Origin of the sequence: Jatrophihabitans endophyticus (assembly GCF_900129455.1) — a bacterium.
GTDB classification, from domain to species: Bacteria; Actinomycetota; Actinomycetes; order Mycobacteriales; family Jatrophihabitantaceae; genus Jatrophihabitans; species Jatrophihabitans endophyticus.
On the sequence record NZ_FQVU01000002.1, the window covers coordinates 905,545 to 923,613 of the forward strand.

Annotated in this window: 13 protein-coding genes; 8 read left to right on the forward strand and 5 right to left on the reverse strand. The window is 73.2% G+C overall.

The window, feature by feature from the left end:
• The first annotated feature begins 21 nt into the window (after positions 1-21).
• Positions 22-1,278: a hypothetical protein gene (locus tag BUE29_RS09520; RefSeq protein ID WP_073389033.1), complete on the forward strand. Its 1,257-nt coding sequence runs from the start codon at positions 22-24 to the stop codon at positions 1,276-1,278.
• A 146-nt stretch (positions 1,279-1,424) separates the two neighbouring features.
• On the forward strand, positions 1,425-2,897 hold the full coding sequence (locus BUE29_RS09525) for a hypothetical protein (protein ID WP_073389036.1): 1,473 nt from the start codon (positions 1,425-1,427) through the stop codon (positions 2,895-2,897).
• Positions 2,898-2,908: 11 nt separating this feature from the next.
• On the opposite strand, the gene BUE29_RS09530 is transcribed toward BUE29_RS09525, so the two are convergent.
• Both BUE29_RS09530 and BUE29_RS09535 read right to left on the reverse strand, forming a co-directional pair.
• Complete coding sequence (locus BUE29_RS09530; protein ID WP_073389039.1) at positions 2,909-4,624, reverse strand: lipopolysaccharide biosynthesis protein; 1,716 nt, start codon at positions 4,622-4,624, stop codon at positions 2,909-2,911.
• 124 nt (positions 4,625-4,748) lie between these two features.
• Positions 4,749-5,543, reverse strand: coding sequence for a polysaccharide pyruvyl transferase family protein (locus tag BUE29_RS09535; protein ID WP_073389042.1), 795 nt, complete (start codon positions 5,541-5,543; stop codon positions 4,749-4,751).
• Between the two features lie 52 nt (positions 5,544-5,595).
• Here BUE29_RS09535 and BUE29_RS09540 point away from each other — a divergent pair, with 52 nt between their 5' ends.
• The 5 genes from BUE29_RS09540 to BUE29_RS09560 are packed head-to-tail and all read left to right on the forward strand — an operon-like array spanning position 5,596 to position 11,054.
• A complete protein-coding gene (locus tag BUE29_RS09540; RefSeq protein ID WP_073389045.1) occupies positions 5,596-6,444 on the forward strand; it encodes a hypothetical protein in 849 nt (282 codons plus the stop codon).
• A gap of 40 nt (positions 6,445-6,484) precedes the next feature.
• Complete coding sequence (locus tag BUE29_RS09545) at positions 6,485-7,597, forward strand: glycosyltransferase family 4 protein (RefSeq protein WP_073389047.1); 1,113 nt, start codon at positions 6,485-6,487, stop codon at positions 7,595-7,597.
• Positions 7,594-8,613, forward strand: coding sequence for a glycosyltransferase (locus BUE29_RS09550; protein ID WP_073389050.1), 1,020 nt, complete (start codon positions 7,594-7,596; stop codon positions 8,611-8,613). Before BUE29_RS09545 ends, BUE29_RS09550 begins: the two co-directional genes overlap by 4 nt.
• Entirely contained in the window at positions 8,606-9,730 is a 1,125-nt protein-coding gene (locus BUE29_RS09555) for a glycosyltransferase family 4 protein (RefSeq protein WP_143168089.1), read from the forward strand. The genes BUE29_RS09550 and BUE29_RS09555 overlap by 8 nt, the downstream gene beginning before the upstream one ends.
• 1 nt (position 9,731) lies before the next feature.
• Positions 9,732-11,054, forward strand: a complete 1,323-nt coding sequence (locus BUE29_RS09560) for a beta-galactosidase (RefSeq protein ID WP_073389056.1) — start codon at positions 9,732-9,734, stop codon at positions 11,052-11,054.
• Here the strand turns inward: BUE29_RS09560 and BUE29_RS09565 are convergent.
• From BUE29_RS09565 to BUE29_RS09575, 3 genes are all read right to left on the reverse strand, one after another.
• Entirely contained in the window at positions 11,028-12,764 is a 1,737-nt protein-coding gene (locus tag BUE29_RS09565; RefSeq protein ID WP_073389059.1) for a glycosyltransferase family 87 protein, read from the reverse strand. The two genes, BUE29_RS09560 and BUE29_RS09565, sit on opposite strands and share 27 nt — an antisense overlap.
• 56 nt (positions 12,765-12,820) lie before the next feature.
• Positions 12,821-15,076, reverse strand: coding sequence for a glycosyltransferase (locus tag BUE29_RS09570; protein ID WP_073389062.1), 2,256 nt, complete (start codon positions 15,074-15,076; stop codon positions 12,821-12,823).
• Between the two features lie 103 nt (positions 15,077-15,179).
• Entirely contained in the window at positions 15,180-16,517 is a 1,338-nt protein-coding gene (locus BUE29_RS09575) for a polysaccharide biosynthesis protein (RefSeq protein ID WP_073389065.1), read from the reverse strand.
• A gap of 351 nt (positions 16,518-16,868) precedes the next feature.
• Here BUE29_RS09575 and BUE29_RS09580 point away from each other — a divergent pair, with 351 nt between their 5' ends.
• Positions 16,869-18,059, forward strand: coding sequence for an ATP-binding protein (locus BUE29_RS09580; protein WP_073389068.1), 1,191 nt, complete (start codon positions 16,869-16,871; stop codon positions 18,057-18,059).
• Positions 18,060-18,069 lie beyond the last annotated feature (10 nt).

The window sequence follows — 18,069 nt, forward strand, 5'->3', positions numbered from 1 at the left end:
GAACCCCCGAAAGGACCGCGCATGCGCAACCGGCCCGGCGCGATCGTCGCCACCCTCGTCCTGCTCGCCGTGACGGCGATCGCCGCCGGAGCCATCGCCTCGCCGCGTCCGGCGGCCGCCGCGGCCGGCAGCGCACCGTTCGTCGCGACCCTGGCCACCCACGTCGACACCGCCGACCAGGAGTCGGCGGCGGGCCTCAAGGTCGGCATGCTCGAAGTGCACTGGAACCGGTTCGAGCCGCAGCGGGGCGTCGTCGACACCGACTACGCGACGGGCATCAAGGCGCAGTTCGACAAGCTGCGCAAGGCCGGCATGCAGGTCACCCTCGGGCTCGGGCTGCACTTCACCCCGTCGTGGATCCTGAGCTACAAGTCCAACCACCTGGTCGACAACCACGGCACGTACTCGACGCAGGCCGACTTCGTCTTCAACCGTGCGGTGCGCGCCCGGGGCAACTGGTACCTCGCGCAGCTCGACCGCTGGCTCGGGCTGGAGAACATGTGGGCGGTGCGCGTGACCTCCGGCGGGTCGAGCGAGCTGCTGTACCCGTCGTCGACGTTCTGGGCGTACTCGCCCGGCGCGCAGACCGCGACGAACCGGCCGAAGACCTTGGCGGCGAATCCGATGCCGGGCTGGCGGCCGGGGGACAGGTCGACCCGCGACCAGCGCAACGCGTGGGCGCACTGGTACGTCGGCGCGCTCGCCGACGTCGCCGACTGGCAGATGGCGACGGTGACGAACCTGGGGTTCCGCGGCTATTTCCAGCCGGTCACACCGGGGCAGGGCATCCGCCCCGGGCAGTGGAACGCGCAGATGGCGGCCGGGCTCGCCGAGGGCACACTCGGCCGCGGCGCCGCCTGGTACGTGCTCTACGCCTCGCTGCGGGAACGCACCCACGTCACCGCCTACCTCTCCTCGCTGGCCGACGGCACCGCGGACGACGACCTGTGCACGGCGGCGGACGCGGCCAAGCCGCTGCAGGGCACGGACTTCTCCCGCTGGTCCGGTGCCCGCTGGCTGGCCTGGGTGGCCCACTACAACCACTTCACGATCGCCGGTGAGCCACCCGGGCGACCCGCGACCGCCGGTGCCGCGCTCACGCACTACCGCGACGGCTCCGCCGCGGGCCTGCTCGCGACCGCGATGAGACAGGCGACGTCGTGCGGTTTCCTCGGCGTGTACTGGGCGCACGACGACCAGGTGTGGGACGGCACGATGCCGCTGCGGACGCTGGCGGCCTACACCTCACCCTCGGCGACGGCACCAGCGGCGGCATGAGCGGGCGCGCCCTGAGTGCGACCTGGGTGCGACACGGGTGCGACACGCGGGTCGAGCGCGAGTCCCGGCGGGACCATTGTCCCTTGCGTTAGATCTGTGTTAGCTTAGCCGACAAGGCGGGGGTCGCCTCGACGAAGGACCCGCCCATGCACCGCACCCGCCGCCGGATCCCCCACCCGCTGCTCGGTGTACTCGCCGTCGGCGTGACCGGCACGCTCGTGGCCGGTGCCGTGACCAGCGGTGCCGACGCCAAGGGCCGCGGCTACGCCATCGGTCAGGGCGTCTCGACCTCGCTGCCGAGCCCGCGTGCCGCGAGCACCACCGCGGCGCCGGCGCGCCCCACCACCGCCACCAGCCCGACGGCCACCGCCACCAGCCCGACCGCCACCAGCCCGACCGCCACCCCCAGCGCCTCCGCGGCCGCCGCCTCGACTCCGTCGGCCACCGCCACCGCGGCGGCGACGGTCGGCAAGCCCTTCCTCGGCACGCTGGTCACGCACTCGGGCACCGCCGGGCAGGAGTCCCAGGCAGGGCTGAAGATGGCGATGCTCGAGGTGAGTTGGCGCAGCCTGCTGCCCAGGCAGGGGCAGGTCGACAGCGGCTACGCCACCGGCCTGGTCAAGCAGCTCAAGGCCTTCCAGGCCGCCGGCATGCGCGTCACCCTCGGCCTCGGCCTGCACTACACGCCGGCCTGGGTGCTGGCGCTGGCCGGCAGCCGGCTGGTCGACCAGACCGGCACCGTGTCCGCCCAGGCCGACCTGGTCTTCAACCAGACCGTGCGCGACCTCGCCGTCGACTACCTGCGCGCGCTCGACAAGATCGTCCCGTTCGAGAACTTCTGGGCCGTCCGGGTGACCTCCGGCAGCGGGGCCGAGATGCTCTACCCGGCCTCCGGGACGTACTGGGCCTACTCCGCCGGCGCGCAGAACGGCCCCACCCGGCCGGTCACCATGGCCGCGAACCCGCTGCCCGGCTGGCGCCCCGGCGACTCGGCGAGCGAGGCCCAGCGGCGTGCCTGGGCCGACTGGTACCTCGCCGCGCTCGACGACGTCGCCGACTGGCAGATGGACGTCGCCACCTCGCTCGGCTTCACCGGCTACTTCCAGATCGTCACCCCCGGGCAGGGGCTGCGGCCCACGCAGTACACGAAGCTGGTCGCCGCCGGGCTGAGCAACGGCCTGCTCGGCCGCGGCGCGGTGTGGAGCGTCGTCTACGCCGGGCTGCGCCACCGCACCCACGTCACCGCCTACGTCAGCTCCGTCGCGGACGGGTCGGCCGGCAACGACGTCTGCCAGGCCTCGGACGCGACGGTCGCGCTGGACTCCGGGACCGCCTACTACTTCTCCGCCACCCGCTACCTCGCCCGCGTCGCGGCGGTCAACGGCTTCACCGTCGCCGGCGAGACGCCCGGCTATCCCGCCTCGGCGTCGGGCCGGGCGGCGTACGCCGACGCGTCGGACAGCGGGCTGCTCGCCACGGCCTACCGCCAGGCCAGCGGCTGCCGCTTCCTCGGGTTGTACTGGGCGCACGACGACCAGGTGTGGGACGGCACAGTCCCGCTCTCCCGGCTCGCCCAGTACTCCTCGACGAGCGCGGCGCTGCCGGCCCTCGCGAGCTGAGCCGGGCGGCGTCACCGGATGGGGGTGACGCCGTCCGGCTCGACCATCGGGGCCGCGGCCGGCGGCTGGTCGGCGCCGGAGTGCGCGTGCCGCGAGACGTAGGCGTTGTAGGTGTGGCGCCGCGGGGCGACCCGGGAGCGCAGCGCGCGGTAGAGCCCGCGCAGCTCGCGGTACGCGGGCGGCCCGGTCACCCGCAGCGACGCGACGTACACGCCGAGGCCCAGCACCGCCTCGACGGCGAGGAACAGCACGACCGCGGCGACCGAGCGTCCGGGATCCCAGCTGCGGCCGACGCCCCAGCACACGCCGAACGTGACGACACCGGCGAGCATCGGCCCCGACCAGTGCCCGAGGTAGGTGCGGATCGAGATGCCGACGTGGCGGCGCAGCGTGCGCAGCCGCAGCGGCCACGCCGCGTACTGCCGCAGCACCACCGCGAACGACACCACGATGACGCCGAACGGGACGGCGGCGGCGACGGCGCCGAGCCCGATGACGCACTGGACGATCGTGATGACCAGCGCGGCCCGGGCGGCACCGACCGCGATGAGCGCGTTCCGGTCGAAGACGATGACCGCGTTCAGGCACCCCATCAGGCACAGGATCTGCATGACCGGCGCCGCGGGTTCCCACTGCGGTCCGAACACGAACGGCAGCGAGACGTCGGCGGTCGCGGCGATGATTGCGAACGTCGCGATCGCGGTGGCGGCGCCCATGCTGGTGAGGCCGTAGAAGGCGTCGCGCAGCCGCTCCCGCGTCGACTGCAGCTTGGACAGCGTGGTCAGTGACACCGCGTCGATCACCGACGTCTGGACGTCGGTCAGCATCGTCACGATGCGCGTGCCGACGAAGTAGTAGCCGAGCGGGACCGGCCCCAGCGCGGCGCCGACGATCAGCTTGTCGCCCTGCGCGTTGGCGAGGCCGATCAGCTGGATGCCGAGGACGCTCACCCCCGTGTCGCGCAGCTCGCGCGCCGAGCGCCGACTCACCCGCAGGCCGGGACGCCACTTGGTGACGGTCCACAGGAACACGACGGCGACGAACGACGTCACCACCGACTGCACCACGATGCTCCACACGCCGCCGCCGAGGAAGGCGACCACGACGCCCGCGACGCCGCCGATCACCGAGCCGTAGAGCGTGCGCATCGTCAGCGAGCGGAACTGGAAGTCCCGCTCCAGCAGGGCCTGCGGCGTCCCGGCCAGCGCGGTGAACAGCACCATCGGCGACATCCCGACGAGCACGGCGCCGAGCTGCGGTTGGTCGAAGGCCGAGGAGGCGAGGGGCGCGAGCGCGGCGACCAGCGCCATCAGGACCAGCGCCGAGCCGACCGAGATCCAGAATGCGGTGTTCCGGTCGGCGTCGTCGACGTGCTTCTTCTGGATCAGCGCGGTCGAGAACCCCTGGTCCGAGAGCACCTGGAACAGCGTGACGAAGACGGTCGCCAGCGCGGCCAGGCCGAGCTCGGACGGCGCGAGCAGCCGGCCGAGCAGGGTGAAGACGACGAGCGTCGCGAGCTGGTTGCCCCACTTGCCCAGGGCCACCCACAGCGCGGAGCGGATCGCGGTGCCACGCAGATCACCGTGCGGATCGGGCGGCGGAGAGATCGGCGCACCGGGCTGCGCAGCGGGTGACGGGGCGGGTGACGGGGCGGCGGTGGGGACCGGCGACGGACGTCGCGGTGCGGGAACCGGGGAGGGCCGGCTCCGGATGGGGGACGCGGACATGGCTCAGCCGTGCTGACGCCGTCGGATGCCCTTCGTCCCCATGACCCGCGATTCTATCGGCCCCGACGGATCACCGCGGGGGTCTCGCTTGGGGTTCTGTCATGCGCGTCGCGGCCCGCGACGGTCAGCGCCAGAGGTCCTCGGGGAACGCGTCGAGCAGCGGCTGCGGATCCCACTGCGGCGGTCGGACGCCGCCCTGCTCGATCGCCTCCTCCGCCGACGTGGCGAACTCGACGTCCGAGCGGCCCGTCCCGGCGTAGTAGTCGACGTACTTCAACGGCGGCTCGGCACCGGCACGGACGAGCCGGGCGGGAATGCCCAGCGACTCGGCGACGACCGCCCCGTGCAGCGAGGAACCGACCACCAGCTCGCTGCGGGCGATGCGTTCGAGGCACTCGTGCACCGGCGTGCGCGGGTCGAGCACGCGGTCGTCGGTGGTGTCGGTCGCGGCGGCGTCGTGCAGGTTCGGCACGATCGTCACCGCGTGGCGCTTGTCGGCCGCGTAGTCGCGCAGCTCCGGGAGCACGACCGGGGCGAGCAGCCCGGGATCGCCGTAGACGTCCGGCACGGCGATGCCGCGCTCGCGCAGCCAGGCCGCGGTGCGGGGGCCGCGGACGGCACGGACGTCGAGCTGCCGGAAGCGGTACTCCCGCGGACGCACCTTGAGGTTCACGCCGCTGCCCCACACCGTGTCGCCCTCGCGCGCCTTGTGCAGGATCGACCCGACGCTGAGCAGCCGTCGCTGCGCGGGCGCGGTGCGTGGGTCGATGCCACGCTGCCGCAGCAGGCCGGCCACCACGATGGGGCCGAGCAGGTCGCCGAAGTTGCCGACCCGCGGCCCGACCGGCAGCAGCTCGCCCAGCAGCCCGAGACGTGCGATACGTCTCGGGTTCCAGTGCACGACGGTCACGCCCGGCATGTCAGCATCGTTGCACGGACCCGACCACCCGCCCCGAGCCGAGGAGCGACTCATGGCCGACACCGTGTTGACCTTCGTCACGTCCCTGCGCCATCCCGACACCACCGACGACTACGCGGGGGTCGAGCACCTGCTCGGGCAGACGCTGCGCTCGCTCGACGCCCAGCTGGACCGTCGTTTCGAGGTCGTCGTCGTCGCCAACCGGCCGTACTCGCCGCCGCCCGGCCTGGGTTTCGCCGTGACGACGGCGACGGTCGGCTTCGCCGCGCCGCCGCGCGAGTTCGCCACCAAGGACGACAAGCACGCGGCGATCAAGCTCGACAAGGGGCTGAAGCTGGCCGTCGCGATGACTCGCAGCCGGGCGACGCACGCCATGTGCCTGGACTCCGACGACTTCGTCAGCCGACGGCTGGTGGGCTTCGTCGCCGACCACGGCGGGGACGCGCCCGGGTGGTTCGTGGACCGCGGTGTCCGCTACGACGTCGTCACCGGGCTGTTCCGCCCGCAGCGGCACTTCAACGACGTGTGCGGGACGTCGCTGGTGTGGCGGCGCGACCTGATGCCCGACGCCGACCTCGGCCCGGACCCCGCGGCGGACGACGTGCTCGCCGCCTTCGGCCACGACCGGGTGGTCGAGGAGCTCGGCTCGCACCGCACGCTGCGGCGGCGCTACGGCTTCGCGGCCGTGCCCTTCCCGGCCGCGGTGTACGCGGTCAACCACGGGCAGAACCACTCCGGCAGCGGCGCACCGATGCTGGGGGTGCCGCTCGGCCGGCGGCGCGCGGCCGAGTTCGGCATCGACGTCCCCGACCCGGCGGCGACGCGTCGCGCGGCCGTCGCCCAGCTGCGTCCCGCTCACCTGCGCCGCGTCGTTGCCACCGTCACACGGCGGGCGGGCTGAGCGGCGGGTGCGTTGACGAAACCTCGGTAGCATCGAGGCAATGGTGCGTATCGGCGTCGACGGCCGGGTCCTGGTCGACCGCTACCACGGCATCGGACGGGTGACCTTCGAGCTGTTGTCGATCCTCGTCGACGACCCGCAGCTCGAGTTCGTGATCTTCGTGGACCCCGGTGAGCCCGCACACCGCTTCGACGTCTCGTCGCTGCGCCGGCCGAACGTGCGCTTCGTTGACTTCCCGGTGCCGCTGCCCTCACCGGTGCAGTTCGCGCGCTGGCCGCTCGTGCTGCGTCGTGAGCCGGTCGACCTCATGCTCTTCCCGTACCAGCTGGGTGCATGTCCGGTCGGCGGCCCGCGGCAGCTGACGATCGTGCACGACTGCCTGTTCGAGCAGAACCAGACGTACGCGCCGACCCACCGGGTGGCCGCACTGCACCGCCGGCTCACCGGCCTGCTGCTGCGCCGTGCCGCGGTGGTCGTGCCCAGCCGAGCGACCGCTGCGGACGTCGAGCGCTTCTACGGCGTGCGGGTCCCGGCGGACCACGTCGTGGAGTGGGGCGTGTCGCCCCGGTTCGCGGCCGCGCCCACCGACCCGACGGCCCGGCCGCCGGTGACGGGGCCCTACCTGCTGCACGTCGGCGCCCGTCGGCCGCACAAGCGGGTGCCCTTCCTCGTCCGCGTGCTCGCCCGCCTCGACCCGTCGATGCAGCTCGCGCTCGTCGGCAGCGCGGACGACCGCTGGCCGGACCACACCATGAAGGTGGCGGCCGAGCTCGGGGTGGCGGACCGCGTGCACGACCTGTCCGAGGTCACCGACACCGAGCTGCTGACGCTCTACCGGCACGCGCACGCCTTCGCCTACCCGTCGGTCACCGAGGGCTTCGGGCTGCCGCTGCTCGAGGCGATGGCTGCCGGCGCGCCGGTCGTCGCGAGCGACGTCCCGGTGTTCCGCGAGATCGGTGCCGACGCCGCGGAGTTCGCGCCCCTGCGCGACGCGGGCAGGTGGGCGGCGGCGATCGAGCGCGTCGGCGACCCGGCCCACCGGGCCCGTCTCGTCGAGCGCGGCGCGGCGCTGGCCCGGGAGGCGACGTGGACGCGGGCCGCCGGACAGCTCGGGGCGTTGCTGCGCGGTGTCCCGGCCGGCGGCGACACGTGAGCGCCCCACCGCTGCGGGTGCTGCAGTCGTTCACCCCCGACCGGGGCGACGTCAGCGTCAACCCGTACACCAGCCTGCTCGAACGCTCGTTACGTCCGCGCTGCGAGGTGCACCGCTTCACCTGGCCGCGGGCGCTGGCCGGCCGTTACGACGTCCTGCACTGCCACTGGCCCGAGCACCTCATCGGCAACCGGCAGTGGCTGCGCCGCACCGTCGCGCAGGTGCTGTTCGCGCTGCTGCTGGTCGTCGTCCGCGTGCGACGGATCGCCGTCGTGCAGACGATCCACAACGTCGAACCGCACGCGGTGCCGAGCCGGATCAGCGCCGCGCTCCTGCGTCGCCTCGACACGATCGTGGGGGATCGCATCTATCTGCACGACACCCGCGACACCGACCCGCGCTCGCGCGCTCACGTCTTCCCGCACGGCGACTACGACGACTGGTACGCCGAGCGCCCCCGGGTACCGGCGCAACCCGGCCGGCTCGTCCACTTCGGCCGCGTGCACCGGTACAAGAACGTCGACGGCCTGCTCCGCGCGGTCGCGGAGTCACCCGACGCGGCGCTGCGGCTCGTGGTCGCCGGCAGCGTCGTGGACGGCGAGCTCGAACGCGAGCTCCGCGCCCTCGCCGCCGCGGACCCCCGCGTCGACCTGCGGCTCGAGCCGGTGCCCGACGACGAGCTGAGCCGCATCGTCACCTCGGCGGAGGCGGTCGTGCTGCCGTACGAGTACCTGTACAACTCCGGCTCGCTGCTGCTCGCGCTCACCTTGGGGCGCCCGGTGGTCGTGCCGCGCTCCGAGCTCGGCGACGGCCTGGCCGACGAGGTCGGGCACGACTGGGTCGCGACCTACGATCCGCCGCTCGACGGGCAAACGCTGCGCGCGGCACTGAACAACTTGCGCGCAGCGGCGCAAAAGCGTGGGGACCGGCCCGATTTCGTCGACCGGGACTGGGACGCCCAGGCCGAGCGGTTGGTCTCGGTGTACCGCGATGCCGTGGCGGCGCGTCGTGGCTGACCCCCTCCTCGTACTGGTCGACGACGGGTTGGTCGACGGCGGCGGCCAGCTCGGCCTCGGCCGCTACCTGCGGCAGCCGAGCGGTCGACGCCGGCAGCTGCTCCTGCTCGCCCCCAACCGCGTCGCCGACGCCGCGGCCGACGGCGACGTGCCGGCCGTCGTCCTGCAACCCGGCCGCACCCGCCGTCACCTGCCGCTCGCGTGGCTCGGTCTGGTCCGGCGCCACCTGCGCCGCGCCGACGACGTGGTCGTCGCCAACAGCCTGCTGGCCGCGATTGTGCTCGCCGCGACGCCCAAGCGGGGCCGGCGCTTCGTCTACTACATGCGCGAGGACTTCGCCGACGGGTGGATCACCGGGGTGCGGCACTGGATCGTCCGCCGGCTCACCTTCCCGCGCTTCGACGGCTATCTCGCCAACAGCGCGTGGACGGGTTCGACGCTGCCGCCGGGCCGCCGCGGCCGGCGGCACGTCGAGGTCGCCCACCCGCTGTGCGGCATCGACGCCGCGGAGCCGCCGTCGCGTGTCGAACCCGCCGACGGGTCCGCTGCCGCGCCCGCGGGCGAACTGCGGGTGCTCTCGCTCAGCCGCATCGCGCGGTGGAAGGGCATCGACCTCGTCGTCGACGCGGCCGTGGAGGTGGCGACGCGGGGCACGGCTGTCCGCCTCACCGTCGCCGGGTCGGTCGCGGCGGGCGACGACGACTACGCGGCCGACCTCCGGCGCCACGCGAACCCGCCCGGGCTGCGCGTCGACTTCGTCGGTCACGTCGCCGACGTCGACGCGCTGCTCGCCGAGCACGACGTGCTGGTCGTCGCGTCGCGTCATCCCGAGCCGTTCGGTCAGGTCGTCATCCAGGCGCTCGCGGCCGGTCTCGCCGTCGTCGCCAGCGACCAGGGCGGTCCCGTGGACGTACTCGCCGGCGAACCGCTCGGTCGGCTGGTGACCCCCGACGACGCGCACGCGATCGCCGACGCGCTCGACCGGCTCGCGGCCGAACCCCCCACCCCGGACGTCCGGCAGGAGACGGCGCTGCGCACCAGGCGCGACCACCGCGACAGCGTGCTCGCCCGGCGTTTCGAGCAGGCTGTCACCGCGAGCCTGCGCCCCGGTACGTGAGGTGGCCCGGCGTGCCCGGTCCCGCGTGCTGCTCGGCCTGCTCGCAGCCGTGGCGGTGGCGGTCGCGCTCGTGGTGGTGCTGGTGACGCGCGACGGTGGCTCCGACGCCTGTGCCGACCTGCCGGCCGGGCAGGGAATCTCCCGCGTCGGCACCCCCTCGGCGGCACCGTTCGTCGGCACGTTGGGCACCCACCCCGAGACGGCGGATGACGAGTCGCGTGCCGGCATCAAGGTGGCCATGGTCGAGCTCGCGTGGCGCGACTTCGAGCCGGCCAAGGGTCGGTTCGACGCGGCCTACGCCGACCGTGTCTGCGCACGGATCCGCACCTACGAGCAGGCCGGTATGCAGGTCACCCTGGGGCTGGGGCTGCACTACGCGCCGGCGTGGCTGCTCGCCATCCCGGGCAGCCGCTTCGTCGACCAGGACGGCCATCGCTCCGACGAGCCGGATCTCGTCTTCAACCGTGACCTGCGGCGGCTGGCCGACCGCTACCTCGCGAAGATCGACGAGCTGATCGGCCTCCAGCACTTCTGGGCCGTCCGCGTCACGGCCGGCGGCAATGCCGAGCTGCTCTACCCGCGGGGCAACCGGTACTGGGCGTTCAGCGACGGCGCGCAGGGCGGTCCGCAGCGTCCGGCCTCCATGGCCCCCAACCCGCTGCCCGGGTGGCGCCCCGGAACCGGCGACACCTCGCCCGCCCTGGCGCAGCGCGAGGCGTGGGCCAGGTGGTACGTCGCAGGCCTGACCGACGTCGCGAACTGGCAGCTGGGCGAGCTGCGCCGACTCGGCTTCACCGGCTACCTGCAGCTGCTCACGCCCGGCCAGGGCATCCGTCCCGCACAGGTCGCCCCGCGGGTCGCAGCGGGCCTGCCGAACGGGTTGTTCGGCCGCGGTGCCGTGTGGTCGTGGGTCTACGCCGGGCTGACCGTGCGCGACGGCGTCACCGCCTACGTGTCGTCGGTGGCCGACGGCTCGGGCGACGACGACGCGTGCGGCCCCGACGACGAGGCGGTGCGGCTCGAGTCCCGCACGGTGCTGGACTGGTCCGCGGCGCGCTGGATCAGCCGGCTGGCCCGCCACAACGGCTTCAGCGTGGCGGGCGAGGTCCCCAGCCTGCGTGACTCGGCGAAGCGCCGCGCCTACTACCGCGACCCGTCCGACGACGGTCTGGCGGCGCGCGCCTACGCGCAGGCGAAGGGCTGCGGCTTCCTCGGGCTGTACTGGGCCCACGACGACCAGGTGCGCGACGGCACCGTGAGCGTCGACGTCCTCGGCCGGCTCGCCGGGCCCGACGCGCTACCCCCGGCGCCGGCCGGGGGCTGACGACCGGCGCGCGGTGACGACGCCCACCCCGCCGACCACGACGAGCGCGCCGGCGAGGATCGAGTAGTAGACGAGGGCCGACGCCGCGGTGTGGGTGATGCGCGTCGCGCGGGCGGCGGCCGCGGTGCGGCAGACCGCGGGGTCGGCGCGCACCGCACTCGCCGCACCGACCCGGTAGAGCGAGATGGTCCCGTAGCTGCGGCTGTCGACCGAGTGCACGAGCGTGCCGTACCGCTTGGCCCACACCGCGAACTGCGGACTCATGTTGCCGTAGGCGTGCGAGGCGTCCTTGCTGGACACGACGAACAGCCGGGTTCCCCGCGCCACGGCGCGGCGGCCGTCGTCGTACCCCGTGACGTTCGCGTCGGGCAGCACCGCGCGCCAGCGCTCGGAGTTGCCGCTCGCGTTGATCGCCACGCACCCTGGTGTCGTCCGGCTGACGTAGGAGGCCATCCGGGCGGTGCCGTCGTCGTCGTGCGCGACGTAGTAATAGCCCCACGTGCCGGCCCCGACGACGATGCCGGCGAGGGCCACGAGGGCGAGCACCGGGCGCATCACGCCGGCGAACCCGCGTCGCCGCTCGGCGCCGCCGACCACGACCACGGCGTAGACGGTCGCGATCGCCGCGGGCGGCGCGCTGTACATGATCAGCTGTTCGTTGCCCTGGCCGAAGGCGAAGGAGAACGCGACGAACGCGTAGTCGAGGACGCCGAAGCAGAGGACCAGGTGATGTGCGAACGGCAGCCGGTCCGTACGTGCGAACAGCCGCCTGCGGGCGACGAGCACGAGCAGGGCCAGCGCTCCCGCGGCGAACACGAGGTAACCCGCCAGGTACTGCACGTACGTCGCCTTGATGTCGTCGAGCGGGCCGGCCGTCCCGGCGGGGCGGTTGGGCTTGTTGACCCCACTGGTGTGCAGGACGCCGAACAGCCGGCGCAGCGACACCGACTCCTGGTCGAGGAAGTCGCGGCCGTGCCCCTGCGTCACCGACCAGACGAAGAACGAGCTCCAGACCAGCCCCCCGACCGCGACGGCCCCGAGCTGGGTCGCCGCGGCGCGCCACTCGCGGCGCACCAGTGATGCGAGCAGGGGAGCGGCGCCGGCGAAGATGACGGTCTGCTTGACGAGGCAGCCGACGCCGATGAGCGCGCCGAGCGCGCAGATCTGCACCAGCGCCGGTCGCGTGCGCACGCGCAGGGCGACCAGCACCACCAGGCCGCTGGCGAGCACCGCGCCGGTCTCGAGCAGCACCGCGCGGCCGAAGGAGAGGACGAAGCTGCTGAACGCAAAGATCGCCATGGCGAGCGTCGGCATCCACGTCCGGACACGCACCCCGGCGGAGCGGATCGCGGCCGTGGTGACGAGACCGACCACCCACGCCGCCACGGCGACGAGCACGGCCTGCAGGTAGCGCAGCGAGCGCAGCGCCGCGAGCGTGTCCGAGTCGCGGTGGCCGGTGACGAGGTCCCACAGCCCGGCGAGCAGGAAGTAGAAGGGTGGATGGACGAGGAACGGCCGCGACGCGGTGGCGATGGCGTTGTCGCCGATGACGCGCTGGCTCACCGTCGTGTACGTGATTTCGTCGAGGCTGAAGTCGTAGGACTTCTGCAGATTGACGACGTAGACGATCAGGACGATCGCGGCGGGCAGCAGGGTGACGATGCCCGGCCGCCGCCACCAGCGTGCGGTCGTTTCCCCGTGATCAGACATAAGTGGACGACGCTACCGAAGTCGTGTGGGCGACCCGGGCGGGTCGCGACGACTTCTCAGGCCGCGAAACGCTCCTTCGGAAGTCCGCGCAGGACGGCCATGGCCCGGTCGAGGTCGGCGTCGCCGAGCCGGCGAGCGTCGTCGCTGCTCGAGACGCCGATGACCGAGACCGTGCCACGGTTCTTGCGCATGGGGATGAAGATGGCCGACGTCGCACCCTGCTCGTCGAGCAGGATCTTGGCGCCGGCGTCCAGCCCGCCGGCCGAGGCGACGACCTCGGGCTCGCTCAGGTCGAAGGCGTACCGCGCCGCGTCGTAGTCGCTCGTCGCGATCTGCTCGCCGCCGCACCAGACGCGGATCGAGGACTGCCGCGACGTCCGGGTGACCAGCGCGACGCTGACCTTCGCGTCGGGCAGCGCGTTCTCCAGCGCGTGGACGACCTCCTGGGGGCCGCTCCACCGCTCGGGGACGGCCAGCCGACCACGTTCCTGCGAGCGGGTGCGGACGCCGTCGCTGAAGACCGCCTCGTAGCTGGAGGCCATCCCGTCCACCGTGAGCGAGCGGGCCCGCTCCACCGAGGCGCGGCTGAGCCGGTCCAGCTTGCCGCGGTCGTGCTGCAGCTCGGCCAGCGAGTCGCGCAGCGAGTCCACCGAACCGGGTTCGACGACGACACCGGTGGGCGAGGCGACCTCGGCCACGCCGGGCAGGTCGGACGCGATGGGCACGCAGCCGGCGGCCATGCCCTCGGCGAGCACCATGCCGTACGCCTCCGCGCGGGTCAGGCTCGGCAGCGTGATGACGTCGTGGTTGCCGTAGGACTGCCAGAGCTCGTCGTCGGACAGTCGTCCGGCCATGGTGATGTTGGCGGCGCCGTGGCTGCGGATGCGCGTCGACAGCTCGTCGCGCAGCGGGCCGTCACCGACGATGGTGAGGTCGATCTCGGGCAGCTGGGCGACGGCGTCGATGAGCACGTGCAGGCCCTTGTAGCTGCGCAGCTGCCCGACGAACAGCACGCGCATACGCGGGGACGCCGCCCGCACCGGTGCCTTGGCCGGTGCCTCGACCGCCCACGGGATGACCTCGACCGCCTTGCCGTCGGTGCGCCCGATCTTGGACTGGTACGCGCTCGAGCTCACCACCACCGCGTCCGCGGAGTGCGCGAGCGCCTTCGCGAGGCGGTTGTAGATGCCGCACCACCGTTCGAGTCGCGGGATCGCGAGGTCACTGTGGTGCGTGTACACGACGGCGGGGCGCTCGGCCCGGCGCATCGTGCGGATCAGCAGCAGGAACGTCTCGCTGATCGTCGGCACCGGTCCGTGCAGGTTGACGACGTCGTACGTCGGCAGGTCCCGGGCGACCCGCGGCCAGAAGAAGGCGAAGGCCGACAGCCGGATCTCGCGACGCATCAGCCGCGGGAAGTCCTGCCGGCTGGTGATGTCGACCTCGTGCCCTCGCTCGCGCAGCCCACGCTGCAGCATCTCCACGGTCTTGGCGATGCCGCTCACGACCGGCGGCGCCTCGGAGGTCAGGATGAGCACCCGCAGCCCGTCCGGCGACTCGCCGCGGACGCGTCGGGCGGCGTCGCCGCTACGGCCGCGGGACCGGCGCCGCAGCGCGAACGTGTGACGGACGAAGCGCAGGCCCTCTCGCACGTCGGACTTCGAGTCGCCGGAGTGCCGGTCGGAGAAGGTGTACGGCACGTCGACCAGGCTGTCCCAGCTGCCGCGCGCGAGGATCTCCATCAGGATCTTGTAACCGTCCGGGCGCAGGCTCGCGCCGGCGATCACGCCGCGGCGCACCGCGAAGAACCCCGAGAGGGGGTCGGTGGTGTGGCGGATGCGCGGCAGCAGCCGGCGCGCCAGCGTCTTGGACAGCCGTGACACGCCCTGGCGGTAGCGGCCGTCGAGACCGGCGGTGGAGCCGTCGCCCACGTAGCGGCTCGCGACCGCGACGTCGGCACCCTCCAGCAGGGCGGCGTGCAGCTCCGGGACGACCGCCGGCGGGTGCTGCAGGTCGGCGTCCATGACGACGACGGCGTCGCCCGTGCTCAGCGCGAATCCGCGCGTGACCGCACCGCCGAGGCCGCCGGTCCGGCTCTCGCCGCTGCGGTGGCACAGCTTGACCCGGCTGTCGCGGCGGCAGAGGGCCTCGATGACCTGCGGGGTCTCGTCGTCGGAGTCGTCGACGAAGAGCAGTTCCCAGGTGACGTCGTCACCGAGGGCAGCGGCGACGCGCCGGTGGCACTCGTCGATGTTGGTCGCCTCGTGGCGGGTCGGGACGACCACGCTGAGGTCGTAGGTCGTGGGGCTCATGGCAGATCCTTCGGTGTTCGCGGACGCACGCGGCCGCGGTACGGGCACGGGGGAGCGACTCGCGAACCGCATCGGCGACGGTTCGCGGGTGGGGTCGGACGGGTTACGCGGCCGGTCGCCGCGTCGTCGGCAGGGCCACGTCCGCCCGGGCGGCCATGGCGTGGATGCGGGTGAACAGGGGGTCGGGACAGCGATGGAACATCGCGTCGGCCACCTGCTTCGCCGCCCGGGCGAGCTCGGCCGAGGCGTCGAGCGGGTCGCCGACGGCACACGCGTGGTCGATCGCGTCCACGAGCGCGTCGACGTCGCCCCCGCTCGGCGGCAGCGCGATCTCGAAGCGGTCGACGTTGTCGGCCGCGTCGTGCGGGACCGCGGTCGCGGCCTCGATGGCGTTGACGAGCGGCGACAGCTCCGTCGCGTTCTCCGGGTCGTAGAGCCCGGGCGGATTGCCGCGCTCGTAGCCCTTGTCGTAGCCGGACAGGTAGATCGCGGCCTCGTCGCCGCGTGGGCTCGCCTTGATCTTGCCGACCACGACGTCGAGCAGGCGGGCCGGCTCGCCCAGTGATCGGATCGCGAGTCCGTGCGGACGGTCGGTCGCGGCGTCCAGACCGGCGAGCAGCAGCAACTGGGCCGACTCGCGGGCCGACTGCGCGTAGAACTCGAGATCCGGGTCGTGCACCCGGATCACGCCGTCGGGTCGCGCCAGGGCGTTCTCGACGTTCTCCAGCACCACGGCGTTGTCGACGACGTGGGTGAAGCGCGCCATTCCGGTCGCGCGGCCCTCGGCGCCGTAGTCGGCGACGAGCCACTCGGCGACCTTCTTGCTCGCGGCGTACACGTCGGTCGTGTAGTACCGCATCGCCTTGCCGGTGCTGGCGTGCACGAAGCGCCGGACGTCGACGTCGCGAGCCGCCCGCAGCACGTTGCGCGTACCGACGACGTTGGCCTGCAGCGTCCGCGCGACCTCCCGCTCGGCGAGGCCCGGCGAACGCTGGGCGGCGCAGTGGAAGACCACGTCGGGGCGCATCCGGCCGACGACGTCGCGCACCGCCGCCTCGTCACGAATGTCGACGTCGACGTAGACGACGCCGGGCACCGGCACGAAGTCGTCGTGCGTCGTGTAGATGCAGAAGACCTCGGCCGGCTCGAAGGCCAGCAGCTCGCGGCTCAGCACCGACCCGATGCAGCCGGTGCCGCCGGTGACGAGGACGCGCTGTCCGCCGTAGGCGGCGACGAGCCGGTCGTGCACCGGCGCCGTGTCGAGCCCCCGGTCGGCGATGGCCAGGTAGCGCTCGTACTCCGCCTCGGCCGTGGCGTCGGCGTCGACGAGCAGGGTGGTGAGGCGGTGCAGGTGTTCGCGTGAGCGGTAGTCGAGCCGGGCTTGGCCCGGTGGCACGACCTCCGTCATCTCCTCGACGATCTTGCGGACGACAGCCGACATGGATTACTCCCCCGGTGGGACGCGACCGTCCTGATATCGCGCCCATCGCATTGCACGGTCGTCGTCGCCGGGTGGCTCCAGCGCGGCCGACCATGGGTGGTCTCGCAGCCGTTGCGCCCCCGCTGGCTGCTCCGTTGTCTCGATTCGACCGTAACGGCCGAGCGTTACCGATGTGTATCCGTCAGCTGTCCACTGGGGGCCGAGAGGTATCCGTTGCGTGACGCAGGCCCGGAAACGCGGGGCTGCAAACGCTTCATGTCCTGGCTCACAGCGGACCGGGTACGGGAGGACCCGATCGGTGTGTATCGCGGGTTATCCGGATTTCGCTAGAAACCCCGATACAGTCCGATCGTGGATCCGGTTCGCAATCCGTACGCCCCCGGTGCCGGCCAGCGGCCCCCCGAGCTCGCCGGCCGCAACGCCGAGCTCGCAGGGTTCGAGGTGGTGCTCGAGCGGGTCGCCCGGCGGCGGCCGGAACGCTCGATGGTCCTGACCGGCCTGCGGGGCGTGGGCAAGACCGTCCTGCTCAACGCGTTGCGCTCCGCGGCGGTGCGTCGCGGGTGGGGCACCGGCAAGCTCGAGGCCCGCCCCGACCAGACCGTCCGGCGTCCGCTGGCCGCCGCGCTGCACCTCGCGATCCGCGAGCTCGCCGGTCGCAACGAGGACGAGTCGCGTCACGTCCTGGGGGTCCTCAAGTCCTTCGCCCAGCGCGACGTCGAGGGCAAGGGGCGGGCGGCCCGCCCCTGGCAGCCGGGAATCGACGTGCCCGCCGTGCCCGGCCGCGCCGACTCCGGCGACATCGAGATCGATCTCGTCGAGCTGTTCAGCGACGTCGCGGGGCTCGCCGCCGATGCCGGGCACGGCGTCGCGGTCTTCGTCGACGAGATGCAGGACCTCGGGCCGGACGACGTGTCGGCGATCTGCGCCGCCTGCCACGAGATCTCGCAGCAGGGCCTGCCGCTGGTCCTGGTCGGCGCCGGCCTGCCGCACCTGCCCGCCGTGTTGTCGGCGTCGAAGTCCTACTCCGAGCGGCTCTTTCGCTACGCCCGGATCGACCGGCTCGAGCGGGCGGCGGCCGATCGTGCCCTGCGCGGACCCGCCCGTGACGAGGACGCCGACTTCGACGACGACGCCCTGGCCGCGATGTACGAGCTGACCGGTGGCTACCCGTACTTCGTCCAGGCCTACGGCAAGGTCGTCTGGGACGTCGCCCCCCGCTCGCCGGTCACCGCGGCCGACGTCGCGGTGGCCGCACCCGAGGCCGAGGCCGAGCTCGCGGTCGGGTTCTTCGGCTCGCGCTACGAGCGGGCGACGCCGGCCGAGCGGGAGTACCTGCGGGCCATGGCCGACCTCGCGGGCGTGGCCGGTGACGGCGACACCGTGCCGACCGCGCTCGTGGCCAAGGTCCTCGGCCGCGCGCCGCAGTCGCTCTCCCCGGCGCGTGACGGGTTGTTGAAGAAGGGACTCGTCTACTCCGGTCAGCGCGGGCGCATCGCGTTCACCGTCCCGCACTTCGGCCGGTACCTGCTCGCGCAGGACTGATCGGTCGGCG